At 63.7% G+C, this 15,653-nt stretch carries 19 protein-coding genes and 1 pseudogene; 7 read left to right on the forward strand and 13 right to left on the reverse strand.

The window, feature by feature from the left end; genetic code table 11:
* Positions 1 to 10 precede the first annotated feature (10 nt).
* Genes ctaD through DID98_RS15175 form a run of 4 tightly spaced genes read left to right on the forward strand, consistent with a single transcriptional unit; the run spans position 11 to position 3,436 of the window.
* Positions 11 to 1,771, forward strand: a complete 1,761-nt coding sequence (gene ctaD, locus DID98_RS15160) for a cytochrome c oxidase subunit I (RefSeq protein WP_124570986.1) — start codon at positions 11 to 13, stop codon at positions 1,769 to 1,771.
* A complete protein-coding gene (locus tag DID98_RS15165; RefSeq protein ID WP_124570987.1) occupies positions 1,768 to 2,382 on the forward strand; it encodes a cytochrome c oxidase subunit 3 in 615 nt (204 codons plus the stop codon). The genes ctaD and DID98_RS15165 overlap by 4 nt, the downstream gene beginning before the upstream one ends.
* The gene (locus DID98_RS15170) at positions 2,379 to 3,086 is read left to right on the forward strand and encodes a heme-copper oxidase subunit III family protein (protein ID WP_044846930.1); all 708 of its coding nucleotides are present in this window, start codon (positions 2,379 to 2,381) and stop codon (positions 3,084 to 3,086) included. The genes DID98_RS15165 and DID98_RS15170 overlap by 4 nt, the downstream gene beginning before the upstream one ends.
* Positions 3,087 to 3,094: 8 nt before the next feature.
* Complete coding sequence (locus DID98_RS15175) at positions 3,095 to 3,436, forward strand: cytochrome C oxidase subunit IV family protein (RefSeq protein ID WP_124570988.1); 342 nt, start codon at positions 3,095 to 3,097, stop codon at positions 3,434 to 3,436.
* Between the two features lie 218 nt (positions 3,437 to 3,654).
* On the opposite strand, the gene DID98_RS15180 is transcribed toward DID98_RS15175, so the two are convergent.
* The gene (locus tag DID98_RS15180) at positions 3,655 to 4,257 is read right to left on the reverse strand and encodes a hypothetical protein (protein ID WP_124487363.1); all 603 of its coding nucleotides are present in this window, start codon (positions 4,255 to 4,257) and stop codon (positions 3,655 to 3,657) included.
* Positions 4,258 to 5,577: 1,320 nt separating this feature from the next.
* On the opposite strand from DID98_RS15180, the gene DID98_RS15185 reads away from it, so the two are divergent.
* Entirely contained in the window at positions 5,578 to 6,315 is a 738-nt protein-coding gene (locus DID98_RS15185; RefSeq protein ID WP_124570999.1) for a hypothetical protein, read from the forward strand.
* 57 nt (positions 6,316 to 6,372) lie between these two features.
* Here the strand turns inward: DID98_RS15185 and DID98_RS15190 are convergent, their stop codons facing one another.
* From DID98_RS15190 to DID98_RS15200, 3 genes are all read right to left on the reverse strand, one after another.
* Complete coding sequence (locus DID98_RS15190) at positions 6,373 to 7,818, reverse strand: DEAD/DEAH box helicase (protein ID WP_185640857.1); 1,446 nt, start codon at positions 7,816 to 7,818, stop codon at positions 6,373 to 6,375.
* A gap of 91 nt (positions 7,819 to 7,909) precedes the next feature.
* Entirely contained in the window at positions 7,910 to 8,974 is a 1,065-nt protein-coding gene (locus tag DID98_RS15195; RefSeq protein ID WP_124487365.1) for an aldo/keto reductase, read from the reverse strand.
* Between the two features lie 69 nt (positions 8,975 to 9,043).
* Positions 9,044 to 9,634, reverse strand: coding sequence for a flavodoxin family protein (locus DID98_RS15200; protein ID WP_124487380.1), 591 nt, complete (start codon positions 9,632 to 9,634; stop codon positions 9,044 to 9,046).
* 118 nt (positions 9,635 to 9,752) lie between these two features.
* Between DID98_RS15200 and DID98_RS15205 the strand changes: the two genes are divergently transcribed.
* Complete coding sequence (locus DID98_RS15205; RefSeq protein WP_124570990.1) at positions 9,753 to 10,658, forward strand: LysR family transcriptional regulator; 906 nt, start codon at positions 9,753 to 9,755, stop codon at positions 10,656 to 10,658.
* Between the two features lie 143 nt (positions 10,659 to 10,801).
* Here the strand turns inward: DID98_RS15205 and DID98_RS15210 are convergent, their stop codons facing one another.
* Both DID98_RS15210 and DID98_RS15215 read right to left on the reverse strand, forming a co-directional pair.
* Positions 10,802 to 11,137: a hypothetical protein gene (locus tag DID98_RS15210; RefSeq protein WP_124487367.1), complete on the reverse strand. Its 336-nt coding sequence runs from the start codon at positions 11,135 to 11,137 to the stop codon at positions 10,802 to 10,804.
* Positions 11,138 to 11,686: 549 nt separating this feature from the next.
* Positions 11,687 to 11,998 (reverse strand): hypothetical protein, encoded by a 312-nt coding sequence (locus DID98_RS15215; protein ID WP_260426231.1) that lies wholly within the window; start codon positions 11,996 to 11,998, stop codon positions 11,687 to 11,689.
* Between the two features lie 177 nt (positions 11,999 to 12,175).
* On the opposite strand from DID98_RS15215, the gene DID98_RS15220 reads away from it, so the two are divergent.
* Positions 12,176 to 12,391, forward strand: coding sequence for a hypothetical protein (locus tag DID98_RS15220; protein ID WP_044846937.1), 216 nt, complete (start codon positions 12,176 to 12,178; stop codon positions 12,389 to 12,391).
* A 54-nt stretch (positions 12,392 to 12,445) separates the two neighbouring features.
* On the opposite strand, the gene DID98_RS15225 is transcribed toward DID98_RS15220, so the two are convergent.
* The 7 genes and pseudogenes from DID98_RS15225 to DID98_RS15255 form a co-directional block, all read right to left on the reverse strand.
* A complete protein-coding gene (locus tag DID98_RS15225) occupies positions 12,446 to 12,763 on the reverse strand; it encodes a hypothetical protein (RefSeq protein ID WP_124487368.1) in 318 nt (105 codons plus the stop codon).
* Positions 12,764 to 12,854: 91 nt separating this feature from the next.
* Positions 12,855 to 13,223, reverse strand: coding sequence for a hypothetical protein (locus tag DID98_RS36290; protein ID WP_260427914.1), 369 nt, complete (start codon positions 13,221 to 13,223; stop codon positions 12,855 to 12,857).
* A gap of 61 nt (positions 13,224 to 13,284) precedes the next feature.
* Positions 13,285 to 13,497, reverse strand: a complete 213-nt coding sequence (rpsU, locus tag DID98_RS15235; protein ID WP_124487370.1) for a 30S ribosomal protein S21 — start codon at positions 13,495 to 13,497, stop codon at positions 13,285 to 13,287.
* 31 nt (positions 13,498 to 13,528) lie between these two features.
* Positions 13,529 to 13,738, reverse strand: coding sequence for a hypothetical protein (locus DID98_RS15240; protein WP_044846941.1), 210 nt, complete (start codon positions 13,736 to 13,738; stop codon positions 13,529 to 13,531).
* 70 nt (positions 13,739 to 13,808) lie between these two features.
* Positions 13,809 to 14,093: a hypothetical protein gene (locus DID98_RS15245; protein ID WP_124519976.1), complete on the reverse strand. Its 285-nt coding sequence runs from the start codon at positions 14,091 to 14,093 to the stop codon at positions 13,809 to 13,811.
* 518 nt (positions 14,094 to 14,611) lie between these two features.
* On the reverse strand, positions 14,612 to 15,499 hold the full coding sequence (locus DID98_RS15250) for a CoA ester lyase (RefSeq protein ID WP_124570991.1): 888 nt from the start codon (positions 15,497 to 15,499) through the stop codon (positions 14,612 to 14,614).
* Positions 15,489 to 15,653: pseudogene (locus tag DID98_RS15255) on the reverse strand (electron transfer flavoprotein subunit alpha/FixB family protein); the annotation flags it as partial. The gene DID98_RS15250 and the pseudogene DID98_RS15255, both read right to left, overlap by 11 nt.

Raw genomic sequence — 15,653 nt, forward strand, 5'->3', positions numbered from 1 at the left:
AGCAGACGCAATGCCCTACGCGCACCTCGACCACGCCCCGAAAAGCTTCTGGACCCGCTACGTCTGGAGCCAGGACCACAAGGTCATCGCCGTGCAGTATGCGCTGACGGCCATCGCCATCGGCCTGGTCGGCCTCGTCCTGTCGGACCTGATGCGGTTGCAGCTCGGCTTTCCCGGCAAGTTCAGCTTCATCGACGCCAACCACTACTACCAGTTCGTCACCATGCACGGGATGATCATGGTGATCTACCTGCTGACCGCGCTGTTCCTCGGCGGCTTCGGCAACTACCTGATCCCGCTGATGCTGGGCGCGCGTGACATGGTGTTCCCGTTTCTCAACATGCTGAGCTACTGGGTCTACCTGCTGGCCGTGCTGGTGCTGGTGGCGAGCTTCTTCGTGCCGGGCGGGCCGACCGGCGCGGGCTGGACGCTGTATCCGCCCCAGGCCATCCTGCCCGGCACGCCGGGCGTCGAATGGGGCATCGTGCTGATGCTCGTGTCGCTGGCGATCTTCATCGTCGCGGCAACCATGGGCGGCCTGAATTACGTCACCACGACGCTGCAGGCGCGCACGCGCGGCATGACGCTGATGCGCATGCCGCTCACGGTGTGGGGCATCTTCATCGCGACCATCATGGCGCTGCTGGCGTTTCCGGCGCTGTTCGTGTCGGCCGTGATGATGCTGCTCGACCGGACGCTCGGCACCAGTTTCTTCATACCGGCCGTGGTGTCGATGGGGCAGTCGCTCAAGCATGCCGGCGGCAGCCCGCTGCTGTTCCAGCACCTGTTCTGGTTCTTCGGGCATCCGGAGGTCTACATCGTCGCACTGCCGGCCTTCGGCATCGCGTCGGACCTCATCAGCACCCACGCGCGCAAGAGCATCTTCGGCTACCGGATGATGGTGTGGGCCATCGTCGTCATCGGCGCACTGAGCTTCGTGGTCTGGGCGCACCACATGTTCGTCGCCGGCATGGATCCGTACTTCGGTTTCTTCTTTGCCACCACCACGCTCATCATCGCCATCCCGACCGCCCTCAAGGTCTACAACTGGGTGCTGACGCTGTGGCGCGGCGATATCCACCTGACCGTGCCGATGCTGTTTGCCATCGGCTTCATCAGCACCTTCGTGCTGGGCGGGCTGACCGGGCTCTACCTCGGCAACGTGAGCGTGGACATTCCGCTGTCGAACACGTACTTCGTGGTCGCGCACTTCCATATGGTGATGGCCGTGTCGCCGATCCTGGTAGTGTTCGGCGGCCTCTACCACTGGTATCCGAAGGTGACGGGCCGCATGCTCGACGACAGGCTCGGGCGCGCGCACTTCTGGATCACCTTCCTCGGCACGTACGCGATCTACTTCCCGATGCACTATCTCGGCATCCTCGGCATGCCGCGGCGGTATTACGCGTACGAGGGCTACAGCTTCATTCCGCATTCGGCGCAGACGCTCAACACGTTCATCACCGTCGCCGCGCTGATCGTGGGGGTCGGACAGTTGCTGTTCCTGTACAACCTGGCGTGGAGCCTCGTACGCGGCAAGCGTGCCGACGGCAATCCGTGGCGGGCCACCACGCTGGAATGGCAGACGCCGCAAACGCCGCCGGTGCACGGCAACTGGGGCGCCGCGCTGCCGGTCGTCTACCGTTGGGCGTACGAATACAGCCCGCCGGGACAAGCGGAAGACTTCGTCCCGCAAAACCAGCCGCCTGCAACGGCGCCGGAGCCGGAACCGGCCCGCCCGACGGTTCAACCCGGCGAGGCACGCAAATGACCACGCTGCCGCGCCCCTTCGTTCCCGACACGCCGCCGCCCGTCCTGCCGAATGCGAGCCGCGTCGGCCTGATCGTGTTCATGGCCGTGGCGACGGCCTTGTTTTCATTGCTGCTGCTCGCCTACGGCATGCGCATGCGCGAGCCCGACTGGCAGCCGATCCCGCATCCGGCGCTGCTGTGGTGGAACACCGGCGCGCTCGCGCTGGCCAGCGTCGCCATACAGCGTGCCCGGCAGCTGACCGGGCATCGCGTGGCGTGGCTGGTGGGCGGCGGCGTGCTGGCCGCCGTGTTCGTGATCGGGCAACTGATCGCCTGGCGCATGCTGTCGGCGGCCGGGCAAACCGTCGTCGCCAATCCTTCCAACAGCTTCCTCTACCTGCTCACCGGCCTGCACGGACTGCACGTGCTGGGCGGGCTGGCGGCCTGGGCCGTGACGATCGCGCAGCGCCGGCGTGCGGATCCGTTCCGCGCTCAGCGCGCCATTTCGCTGTGCGCGCTCTACTGGCATTTCCTGCTGGCGGTCTGGCTCGTGTTGCTGGCGGCAATGTGGTGGCTCACCCCCGCGGTTGTCGCCGCCATCTGCGGACCGCTGTATGGAGCCGCGCCATGACCTCGCCTCCGCTCCCGCCCGAATCCGCCACCACCCCGCCCGCCGACGCCGGGCCCGACGGCTGGCGCGGCATCGTCACGGACTGGTCGGCCGACCGCGAAGCCTTCAAGGTGCCGTGGGGCAAGGCGATGATGTGGATCTTCCTGCTGTCGGACACCTTCGTGTTCAGCAGCTTCCTGATCGGCTACATGTCGGTGCGCATGTCGACCACGGCGCCGTGGCCCGACCCGTCGAAGGTGTTCGGGCTCACCGTGGCCGGCGTCGAGGTGCCCTTGCTGCTGATCGCGATCATGACGTTCACGCTGATCACCAGCAGCGGCACGATGGCGATGGCCGTGAATTTCGGCTATCGGCGCAATGCCCGGCGCGCCGCCGCGTTGTTGCTGGCGACCGCGCTGCTCGGCGTGACCTTCGTGTCGATGCAGGCCTTCGAATGGACCAAGCTGATCGTCCATGAAGGCATCCGCCCGTGGGGCAACCCGCTGGGCGCCACGCAGTTCGGCGCATGCTTCTTCATGATCACCGGGTTCCACGGCTTTCACGTGACCTGCGGCGTGATCTACCTGCTGCTGATCGCACGCAAGATCCTGCAGCCGGGGTTCACCGAGCACGGCAACTTCCAGATCGTCGAGATCGCCGGCCTGTACTGGCACTTCGTCGACCTGGTGTGGGTGTTCATCTTCGCGCTGTTCTATTTGTGGTGAGGCAGGCCATGGACCACACCGATCCCGCCGATCGACCCGACGCCGCGCACGGCCAGCAGCACCCGATCGGCATCTACCTGAAAATCTGGGGCCTGCTGTTCGTCCTGAGCACGTTGTCGTACCTGGTCGACTACTTCAAGGTGCAAGGCGTGATGCGCTGGGTGCTGATCGTCGTGCTCATGATCGCCAAGGCCGGGCTGATCGTGTCGATCTTCATGCACATGATGTGGGAGCGTCTGGCGCTGGTGTACGCGATCCTGATACCGCCGCTGTGCCTGCTCGTGCTCATGGTGCTGATGGCGGCCGAAGCGCATCACACGTTCGGCATGCGGGCGCTCTTCTTTCATTGATCGCGTCGCCGGTTCGTTCTTCCGGCGGCGAACGCTTCGGATCACGTACGATCCGGCTCTGCGCGAGGAGGGGGATGGGGACAACGCGCGCCTGGCGCGTGCCCGCGTGCCCGCGTGCAGCCGAACGTTTGGAATTGGACGCTGGCCAGCACGCACACGTGTGTGACGAGAGGATGCGCACTGCCGCGAGCAGCGAGCATCCTCCCGGAGGGCGGCGATCAGTAGGCCGCCACCTTTTCGGTATTGCGTCGTTCCACGGACGTCCTGGATTTCGCCACTGCCGTGATGAACAACATGGTCGCGATGCCACCGGCGATCAGTGCCGGGTAAGCGGCCAGGATCTGGACCAGGGAATACTTCCAGCTCAACGGGCGCCCGACGCCAAGCATTGCCGCATAGAACCACGAGACGGCGGAAATCACGCCCGCGAAAATGGCAACCATGCGCCGTTCGAACGAAAGCTTCAGCAAGGATCCCGCTTTCCGCAATGCCGGCAGGACCGCGGAGTGCAGCGCGATACCGTTGAAGGTCAGCAACGCGACGATGCCGATCTTGGCCTGCAGCTTGGGATTGCCGAGATACCGGAGACCCTGGGTCCGCATGTCGAACGCAATGATCGCGATGCCGGTGATCCAGAGAATCGTCAGCGCCAACGTGACGGTGCGCTGCAGGCTGGCCAGATGAACCTGGGCAGGATCGGTAGGCGCGTCGGTATCCAGCAGTTGCCTGACCATGGCAATGTCGCTGGTCAGCACGAGACCAATCGCGACACAGCAGGCAATGAGATGAACATAGACGATTCCCATTCGTACGAATTCCATTTTCTGTCCTTTATCGGCGCGGTGCGCAAAGTTAAGTTGTACCGTCGTGAATCTGGGCGAATTCCGTCGATACATATTTAGGATTGCGACGCAAACATCAAAATTCGATCATGGATTCCGCTATCAAGCTGGCTCCAGTTCGGCATGACATGAACAACGTGGTGAGCCCATTCCGGTGCGTCCGGTCGCAATGGGCTGAATGCAGTCGAACCGACACCCATCGCGAGTTCGACCACTTGATCAAGCCCGCACGGCGTGCAGACTTGTAGTGTCGGATGGCTGGCCATCCGGGTATCCGGCATGCGTGACTTGCAGATTGAAAGGTCGCCCGACTGCCGGATGCTGCTGGGCGACGGGCAAAATTTAAAACAGCGAGCCCTGACGAATCAACCCGAGTTGTTACGAAATGCAAAGGACGTAACGAGCGCTGAATGCGCCGAGAGAAGGGTCGGACCGGGCGCAATTTCTGCTGATACGGAGTATGCGGAATTGTTCTGACCTGGATTCCGGAACTGATTGACGGGTCACGTCTTTTTACATTTGAGCGGTAAATAGTAAAGGGGTCGCAGTTCGCAGTGCATATTGCGAAACTTTCATATGTTGAATAGGGAAATTCTCGGTCATTCGGGATATCGTTGAGCATTGATTTTCTCAGACGAAACGCCAACGGCATCGGGCGTTGATGCACCGATCAGTGCCTGAAAATCCGCGCGGTTTTCCGAGAGATCTCTCGTCTCTTCCTTCGCATTACGCCGTCTGGCGGGGCTGAGCGTCAAACCGGCAGTGACGGCGGAGACACCGACCGGGTCGACATGACCAAAATCGGATGGCCCGAATTTTTTAGGGTATGGTTCCGCAATAAATCGAAGCAGATCGCGCGATCGGCCGAAAGAATATTTTTGACGACTGGCAGGAAGTAAAAATCGCGGACGTCAAAAATCAAAAATACCCTGATTAACCGAAATCAAAACCATGCCTTGCGAATACCTTTCGATCAAGGCCGAGAAATCCCGCCGGATCGAGATTCGTCGATGGCGGCTGAGGAAGTCGAGCCTCATTCGCAAAGCGCCGCTCATGCGTCGGTTTGAGCGTTCACCAAACGCCGCTGCAACGTGCTCGTGCGCGTCGAGCGCGGTCGCCCCTCGGATTGCCTTCTCCCGGCAGTCCCGTCGAATCCGGGAATAACCGTCGTGTGCTCACGGTATTGCAGGAAACACGAACCGGGTGACCCCTATGGACATCATCGACACGGCCCATGCAACGGATACCAAACAGGAATCGCCCGCGGTGCGCACACCGCACCGTGAATCGAAAGTCCGGATGCAATCCGTGCTGCGCGGTCTCCAGCTCGGATCGGGCGTGGTGCTGCTGACCTATCTCTTTCTGCACCTGATCAATCATGCACTCGGAATCTGGTCACTCGAACTCGCCGGACGCGGTCTCGTGCTGGCGTTGCGGCTCTGGCGCAGCGCACCGGGGACGTTCGTGCTGTACGGCGCGGCTTCGCTTCATTTTGCGCTGGCGTTGCACACGATATACGGGCGCCGCCACTGGACCCTGCCGCCCGCCGAATGGCTCCGCCTCTGGGCAGGCCTCAGCCTGCCGCTGCTGCTGATCCGCCACGCGGTGACAACCCGGCTCGCGTCCTCGCTCTACGGCTTCGAGCCGGACTACGAGCGTGTCGTCACCGTGCTGCTCACCAGCGGCACGCAGGGCCTGCAACTGGCCCTGCTCGCACCCGGCTGGATACACGGATGTCTCGGACTGTGGTTCCGGTTGCGCCATCATCCGTGGGCGTGCCGCGCCAAACCCGCACTGCTGGCATTCGTCGCCCTGCTGCCGTTGCTCTCCGCAGGCGGCTTTGTTCATATGATGCGGGTCGTCGAGGCGAAGGGCTCGCTGTATCTGCCCCCCGATCCGAAACTGGTTTCACACCAGCTCGCCCTTGACGCGTGGCGTCACTATCTCGTCACCCTCTACGTGTGCCTGATCATCGGCGCGTTGATCGCGGGCCTGTTGCGCAACCGCCTTGAACGTCGACGGTTGCAGAACGCGTGACGACGATCGGGAAGCTCCGGCCGAGCGGCGGCGGCCGGCACGCCTCATCCCCGTCGATCAGGGTTGACGTTTGCCGCGACCACCGGCGGGTTTCCCGGCCGGCTTGCGTGAACCCGCAGCCGCCTTGCCGGCGGGTTTGCCGCGCGGCTTTTGCACGCTGAACGGACTGCCGCTCAACACGCTTGCCGCCTTACCCGCGGCGCCGGCACGCTGCCCCTCGGCCTTTCGCTTGCCGTCCCCACCTTGCGGCTTCGGCTTCTTGCCGGCCGCCGGCATGGCACCCGCCCCACCTTGCGGCACCTTGGGTTTCTTCGGCTTTTTGGGCTTCTTGATGATCTGCCCCGTCGCGCTGGTTTCCGGCACGCGGTGTTCGGCTTCGAAACCCGGCTCTTCTTCACGGCGCAGCGTCTGCCGGATCAGCGCTTCGATCGCGGCCAGCTGCGGTGCTTCATCGGCACACACCAGCGACACCGCCACGCCGCTGGCGCCCGCGCGGCCGGTACGGCCGATACGGTGCACATAGTCTTGCGCGACGATCGGCAGATCCACGTTGATCACCAGCGGCAGGTCGTCGATATCCAGCCCGCGCGCCGCGACATCGGTCGCGACCAGCATCTGCACTTCGCGCGTCTTGAAGCGCTCCAGCGCACGCAGGCGCGCGGGCTGCGGCTTGTCGCCGTGGATGGTGTCGACCGCGTAGCCGGCTTCATCCAGCATCGCCGCCAGGTAGTCCACGCCATTGCGGGTCTTGACGAACACCAGCGCGTGGTCCCAGTTGTTCTCGGCCACCAGGTGCATGAAGAGGTCGGGCTTGTTGCGCTTGTCCACCGGCACGACCCACTGCTTGATCTTGCTGGCCGTGACGTTGGGCGGGCTGACGCTGATATCGACCGGGCTGTGCAGAATGGTCGCCGCCATCGCGCGAATATCGTCGGTAAACGTGGCGGAGAACAGCAGCGTCTGGCGCCGGGCGGGCAACGCAGCAAAGACGGCGTTGAGTTCGCGCGCAAAACCCAGATCGAGCATCCGGTCGGCTTCGTCCAGCACCAGCGCCTGCACCTGATCGAACTGCACCGCGTTCTGCCGGTTGAGGTCCAGCAGACGGCCCGGCGTGGCAACGAGCACATCCACGCCCTTGCGCAGCTTCATCATCTGCGGGTTGATGCTCACACCGCCGTAGGCGGCCAGGAACCGCAGGTCGAGGCCCTTGCCGTACGCGACGAAGCTCTGCAGCACCTGTTCGGCCAGCTCACGCGTGGGCACCAGCACCAGGACACGCGCACGGTTGCTGGACACCGCCGGCCCGTGTTGCACCAGCCGCTGCAACAGCGGCAGCGCGAAACCCGCCGTCTTGCCGGTGCCGGTCTGCGCCGCGGCCATGACGTCCTTGCCGCCGAGCACCGCGGGAATCGCCTTGGCCTGCACCGGCGTCGGTGTCTGGTAATTGAGGTCCTGCAGATTACGCAGCAAGGGATCGATCAGGCCAAGCGAGGCAAAAGACATGGACGTGTTCCGGGCTAAAACCGCAATTCTAGCCGTTACCGCCGCGGCGACCGCATCGCGCAGGCCGAACGCCGCGCCGCGCGATGCGGCGTCACCGGTCCTGTTTCGACGCGCCGCGCGTGAACGGCTGCGGCCGCCTGCCCGCCGCCTGGCGATCGATCATCCAGCCGGGATAGCCGGCAGGCACCGCACTGACCGCATCAAGATGCGCGAGTTCGTCCGCGGTCAGCGCGACCTCGGCCGCGCCGAGATTGTCTTCGAGCTGTTCGACCCGTTTGGCGCCGATGATGACGCTCGTGACATGCGGCTTGGCGAGCAACCACGCGAGCGCGATCCGCGCGACCGACACACCGCGCGCGTCGGCGATGGCGCGCATCGCGGCAACGCACGGCCAGGCCCGCTCGAGATCGACCGGCGGAAAATCGAAATGGCTGCGCCGCGACCCTGCTTCGGCCGGCGCCCCGGGGCCGAACTTCCCCGAAAGCAGTCCCCCGGCGAGCGGCGACCAGACGAGGAGGCCCATCTGCTCGTCGATCGCGAGCGGCACCAGTTCGTGCTCGACGTCCCGTCCGGCGATCGAATAGTAGGCCTGCAGCGTCTCGAAGCGCGTCGCATGGAGCGCCTGGCTGAGCCCGAGCGCCTTCCCGATCTTTCCGGCGCGCCAGTTCGAGACGCCGACATGGCGAACCAGCCCCTGCCGCGTCAGATCGTCGAGCGCCCGCAGCGTCTCTTCGATCGGCGTGACGGGGTCGTTCGCGTGTATCTGGTAGAGGTCGATGTGGTCGACCTGGAGCCGTTCCAGGCTTCGCTGCACGGAATCCATGATGTGGCCGCGCGACGCCCCCTGATCGTTGGGCTTCGGGCCCATCACGCCCGCCGTCTTCGTCGCCAGCACGATCTCGCCGCGCGGCACGCCGAGGTCCCGGAGCGCCTGTCCGACGAGGCGTTCCGACTGACCGAACGAGTAGATGTCGGCGGTATCGATGAAGTTGATGCCCTCGGCCAGTGCGCGGGAAATCAGCCGGGTCGCGTCGTCCTGGCCGACCGCGCCGATCGACGCCCACATGCCGGCATCGGCATTGCCGCCCAGCGTCATCGTGCCGAGACACAGCTCGGAGACATACAGGCCGGTGCGGCCTAGTTGCTTGTATTTCATGGCCGTTTCCTCATGGTCGGCTGGAAAGCGTGCGGTGGCGTCCGGTCAGGCGCCCCGCACGCCGGGATGTCAGCTGATTCGCGCGTGCCCTGCCCGAAACTGTCCGGCGATCGTTGCGACGCGTGCGCCATAGCGGCGTGCCGTCTCGAGATCCCCTGGCGACATCTCGTCGGGCGACGCGTCGGCCGGCGTCTGCGACATCGGCGCGAGATAGGAGCCCATGCGATTCAGGTCGTCGCGCATCGACGCCTTCAGGTTCGCCGGCTTGATGTCCATGCTCACCCAGACACCGCCGTGCTGCCCGGCGAGCAGCACGAAGTATTCGAGCGTATTGAGCTTGTCGCCGTTGACGCTCGCGCTATTGGTGAAGCCGCCGAAGATCTTGTTGCGCCACCGGCCGTCGAACCAGGCCGTCGACGATGCGTCGGCGAACTTCTTGAACTGCCAGCTGGGGCCGCCCATGTAGGTCGGCGAGCCGAACAGGATGGCGTCGGCGCCCGCGAGCGTGTCCCACGCGTCCGGTGCGATGTTTCCGTCGGCGTCGATTGCGACGAGGACGGCGCCGGCGCCCTCGGCGACAGCCGTTGCCATACGCCGGGTATGCCCATAGCCGGAGTGGTAGACGACGGCCGTCTTAACCGGTGCGATGTGTTGTGTCATGGTTGCGCCCTTTCGTTCAGGTGGTCGTCGGGAGACGACATCGGAAAGCACTCTACTGAGTCGCAATTGAGTTATAAATGACGGCCGATTGAACGTTCTGTTACTCGCCGAGTGAACAATGCAAAACCTCGATGCGCTGTTGATCTTTGCCCGTGTCGCCGAAATGACGAGCTTCACGCGGGCGGCCGAAAGCCTGGGCATCCAGAAGGGACGTGTCTCGATGGTGATCCGTCGACTCGAGCGCGACGTGGGCGTTGCGCTGTTGCATCGGACGACGCGGAGCGTGCAGCTGACCGAGGACGGACGCGCGTTCTATTCGCGCGCACGGGACCTGCTGGCCGAAGTCCAGGAATTGCAGTCGATGTTCTCCGGCAACGGCTCGCGACTGCGGGGAAGATTGCGCGTCGACATGCCGACCGAACTGGCCCGCAGTGTCGTGGTTCCCGCACTCCCGCAACTGCTGGCCGCGCATCCGGAGCTGGAACTGGAGCTGTCGAGCACCGATCGGCGTGTCGATCTCGTCCAGGAAGGCTTCGATTGCGTGATCCGTCTGGGCCCGATCGTGGACGAGACGCTGATCGCGCGACCGCTGGGCCGGCTGCGCATGATCAATGCGGCGAGCCCCGGCTACCTGGCGCGATACGGCGTACCGCATACGCTCGACGATCTGCTCGGCCAGGGACACCGGATGGTCCACTACACGCTGACACTCGGCGCGCGTCATCCGGGATGGGAGTACCCGGACGGCACCGGCTATGCGTCGCTGCCGTTGCCGAGCGCGATGCAGGTCAACAGCGTGCAGACCTATCACGCTGCCGGGCTGGCCGGCATCGGCTTGATCCAGGCCGGGTATTCAGGGGTCGCGGCTCACATCGAAAGCGGCGCGCTGGTGGAGGTGCTGCCCGATCTGCGCCCGGAGCCGCTGGCCGCGTGGCTCGTCGTGGCCCATCGGCGCAATCTGTCGCCGCGCGTTCGGGCGTTCATGGACTGGATCGAGCGGGTGCTGGAGCCTTATTTCGCCTGAGAGCGGCGCGGCGGATCGGCTCGGGGGGGCATGGCCCGCGGCCGGGAAACCGATGAGGCTGCTCATGCGATTTGGCCGGGCCGCCGACATGGTTTGACTGCAAGCTGCGCCGTAACCGGCGACCTCGCGTCGTGACGCCGCAGCTAATCCTTCGGCGCGGGCGGCAGAGGAATCCAGTGCGTGTACGCCGACTGCAGCAGCGCGACGTCGTCGAATCGAGCAACGACCGCAAATCCTCGTGAATCCCACGCCAACACATTAGACGCCGAGTCCGCATCCTGACGCGTCGGGCAGTGCTGATCCGCCGGAATCCAGTTCTGGCCCTGACGTGCCCCCTGCCATCCATCCCAGGCGGCCGCCGCACGTGTTCCCCTGACGTAGCCGCCCTGGTCCCGAACGCGATAGGCCAGGTCGGCGCGATATTCCACCGGCGTGTCGCGGAACCACCATTGTTCAAAAAGCTCTCTCTCGGTGCTCACCGACTTCTCCAGTGACGCAGCTTCAGCTTGAATCCGCGGCCGCGAATTCGGCTACGCCCAGCACCGTGCAATTCGCGTTCCTGCGGCCTCGCAGGCTGACTTCGTCGCCCATCAGGCCGAATCGTACTGCCCTCGGCACAGCGCGAACCCAGCCCGCCATCCCGCCAGCATATCGCGATGTGCTGCAACGATGCTGTACGGCACGCGGCATCGTCGTCATGGATAGCGCCATGAGTCGAAGTCGCTTGCTGGCTACCATGCGCCGAACTTCGCTTGAATGTCAAAGCATCGACACGTTGCCGATTTGGCACGAAGCGCAGCGAAATCACGCTCCGGTCAAGTCGATCCCGCGGGGATGGCGGTCGCAAAAGTCAAAGGTACTCACGGAGTACGAATTGCCCATGAATCGACCGGAAACGTGGTGTTTATAGGCGAATTTGCCCGACTGTCGACGAGCATACTTGAGACCGCGACGACCATCCCGCACACGGCACCGAACTTCAGCTTTCCCGTGCGTCGGACCGCACGAGACTCGCCCGCACCTTGACGTCAGAGGGTCATCAACAATCGCAACTGGTGTTCGGTTTCCGTTCCCTTGACCAGCGCATAACATCGCGTCTCCCGTCGCTCGATCGCAGAAAGGCCTTCAGCATCGGAGAAGGTGTTCCATGCGACACCGTCGATACTTGCCCATTCTCCGCGGGTTCGCGCAAAGGCCCGCAACAGCGGACTGGCTTCACGGCGCAGAACGACACGGTCCGCATTCAGCACACAGGTCGACCAGCCACCGCGGAGGATCAGGTAACAGGGTACCGAACGGTGATCAATTCTCGTGAGCACAGTTGTTTCTTCCATTTTCATCGCGACGAGGTCCAACGGTTCGCATTGCAGACGAAGTTATCGACCCGATCGAAGCGTGCGCGGCCACGGCCGGATGGTGAAGCCGGCCGGATCGCGACACATCCTGACGGCGGACGCTTCTGCTCGTGCGGCCCCGCACGGCAGCCCCGCTCGCGACAACCAGACAGGGAGGAGCCCATGCTCTTCAATACGACACGCTTCCGGATCGATCCGACGCCCCGCAGGGCCGATGGCGAGTACATCGCACATGCGAGAATCACCACGACGCTGCTGGACGGAGGTGAGAGAGAGGTGCATTCCAGCGGCGATCTGGCCGGCTTCGATGCGCGCGACGATGCGATTGCGTACGCGACGCAATGGGCGCAGGGATGGCTGGCCGCTCAATTTGGCTGAAGGCAAGAAGGCGGTGGCGCAGCTGTGGCTCGAGCGTCGGGCATCGTGGCTGCGTTACCGCCTGGGATGCTTCATTTCCTCGGCTTCCATCGCGGCGAGCCGCTCTTCACTCGCAGATACGGATTCCATGGCTTCGTCGATCGAAGTCAATGCATATTCGCAGGCCAGTTTCACTTCTTCAACAATAGTCTCTGGCTGCTCGTCGTCGCCAGGCGGCGGGGAAAGCATGTCTGCGAGCATCATGGCCAACTCGGGGGTGTCCCATGGTTCGCCCTTTTGCGCCTTCTTCTTTATATAGTGCCGGATTTCCGCGTCTTGCTCGGGCGAGAGTGGAAGGTGTCGAAACGTGTTGCCTGGGTTAGCGTCAATCATGTGTTGCTCCGAAATTCGAATGCGACTCCCGTGGGCTGCTCCCTGCCATGCGCGTGCACCCGGAACAAGACGAGAACGAAGGAGCAGCTTCCTATTTTCGGCAGCGCGAATCCTGAATGCGTTCGAGGCGGACCAAAAGCTCGTCCACCTGCAGTGCGAGGACCTTGCTTCGCTCGGATCGTGTGCGGAGCTTGTCGAGCTTGACTCTCCAGTACGCGGGATCGTTCACGGACGATCGGTTGATGAAGGCGTGTTGCGCTTGCTCGAGCAGCCCGACCGATCGTCTGATATGGGCCAACTCGCGTTCCGCGTCGCAGTACCAACTCATGTTTGCCGCCTTCCGATCATGATTTTCATCCTGGTTGCTGCATGGCGCGACGCGCGTACCGATCATTTCTTCCTGCCGCTGCGCGGCGGCCGACCGGCATGCTGCCTGCGTCGTCCGGCCGCGGTACCGCATGCCGGGGATCGGTACGGCGACGTAAGCCCCCCTCGGCCGGCACGCTGTTCCCGCCGTTCTTCTAGTACATCTTGCGGGGCGGCAACATGCGCTTCGCCCGCAAGCGCTGCCGGGCAACTGCACTGGCTTTTTTCCGCTTGCGCTCCGTCGTGGGCTTTTCGTAGCTGGTGCGACTGCGCAACTCGCGAATCAGCCCGGTCTTCTCGATACCGCGCCGGAAGCGCCGCAGCGCGACATCGATGGGTTCGTTGATCTTCAGTGTGATGGTTGTCATGTAATGCCTGTTGGAAAACGTTCGAATAAAACTAGCCGAGTCGTGTCATGACGGTGCTCGCTATCGCGTCGGATTCGAACTCCGAATACCCGGCTCCGATCGAAAATGCGCGCACCGCCGCGAACATCTGCAGCTCTTGTTGATGGCACCGCGCAGAATGGGTCATTCCAGCGGGCAGGACAGCATCGCTCCGAGTGAGCTTGCACCGCTGGACCAGATCGAGAAGCTCGTCGACGATCATTTCGCCCTCCAAATTGATGGCAAGTCACGCTGCCATGCTGATGGCAAGTCACGCTGCCATGCGAGTCGTGTCAGAGGGCGTCCGAAAAGAAGGCCAGCTTTTCGCGATCGTCGTCAATGACGCGCTCGGCATAGCGCAGTGACGCACGCCGTGCGTCACCGGCAGTGTCGAACGGGCCGTCGCCGACGAGCCTGAAAGTCTGGCTCTGCGTCAGCGTGTCGGTGGTGCCGCGAAGACAAATCTTGACCGCTGCATCGAAGCCGGCCTCGTAGTTGTGCGGCAAGCCATCCAGCGCAGGCACGTGCGGGTAAATCAGTGGATAGATCTCGAATCCACGGTAGATATGCATGCTCATCATGAACTCCTGACGATCGCTTCTCGGCGACTCGCAAGGACGAGCGTAGGCAGCCAGCATCGCCTGATGCATGGCGCGACGGGTCGTGGTGAAAGGGACAAACGTTGCGCGCGAGGCAATGCGCGACGCAACACGGTGGCAGGTGAAGGGCGAGCGGTCGAACAGCAAAAGGAGGCTCGAATGAAACCATCATACGCGCATCGTCGATCGGGTGTCCATCTTATTTCGACCGCAACGAGGCAGATGACGAAGTGCGTTGTCGCGCCGTGATCGCGGCTCACCCCATGCCGTCGTGCCCTCGTTCATCGAAACGCTTTCGCCGTGGCGAGTCGACCAGATGAAGACCACGCCGATCACCGTCGTCGACGAGCATCTTCCCGGCGACCAGACTTTTGCATCTCCACCATCTTCCGTCAGTCGACCGAATACAGAAGCAACGCCGCCTGATGCTTGCCGCCCAGGCATGCACGCACCCGTTCATTGATCCGACGATAGCGGACGGCCGTGGCCACCCCAACTCACGCCGCCGAGCATTCGCCGGCGGCGGCGTTCGATCCGGCGTTGACGGCTGCAGCCAGCGCGGCGATCCGCTCGGCGCGCAACAGCACCGGCCGATCGACCATCTTCCCGTCGACCGTCACCACGCCGCCGTTCGAATCGCGCATCGCATCGAGCACCCGCCGGGCCCAGCGCGCTTCGTCGTCGCTCGGTCGAAAGCATCGGTGCACGAACCCGATCTGCTTCGGATGGATGCACAGCTTCGCGCCGAATCCCAACTGCTTGCCGTTGAATGCATCGCGCGCGATACGCTCGCCGTCATCGATATCCGGCGTCACGCCGTCGACCGGCGATTCGATCCCGGCCACCCGCGATATCAGCGCGAGTTGCGAGCGGAAGTGATTGAGCGAAACGCCATCGTCCGACATGCCCATGTCCGCGATGAAATCGAGCGTGCCGAACATCAACCGCTCGACGTACGGCGCTTTCGCGACATCGAGCGCGTTCCACATGCCGTGTGCGCTTTCGATCAACGGATAGACCGGCACACGCCGGCGCGCGAGCGCAACGGCAGCGCACACGTCGTCGGCACGCTCGGCCTTCGGCAGCACGATACCGGCCACGCCCTTCAACGCGCCGAGCGCGGCATCGGCCTCGAACCATCGCGTGTTCCGCGCGTTGATCCGCACGAGCACCGGATGCTCGGGCGAAACCCACGCCGCTATCGCATCGCGTGCCGCCACTTTCGCCTCCGGCTCGACGGCATCCTCGAGGTCGATGATGATCGCATCGGCGCCGCTTGCGAGCGCCTTGTCGAAGCGCTCCGGCTTGCTCCCCGGCACGAACAGATACGACTGGGCCTGCGCCCCGCGGCCACCGCCGGCGCGCATCGCGGCATCAGACGGCATCGACCACCTCCGGAACCCGTTCGAACAGATCGCCGACGAGGCCGTAGTCGGCCACGCTGAAGATCGGCGCTTCCGGATCCTTGTTGATCGCGACGATCACCTTCGAATCCTTCATGCCGGCCAGATGCTGGATCGCACCCGAGATGCCGACCGC

Origin of the sequence: Burkholderia sp. Bp8984 (assembly GCF_003853755.1) — a bacterium.
In the GTDB taxonomy this organism is placed as follows: Bacteria; Pseudomonadota; Gammaproteobacteria; order Burkholderiales; family Burkholderiaceae; genus Burkholderia.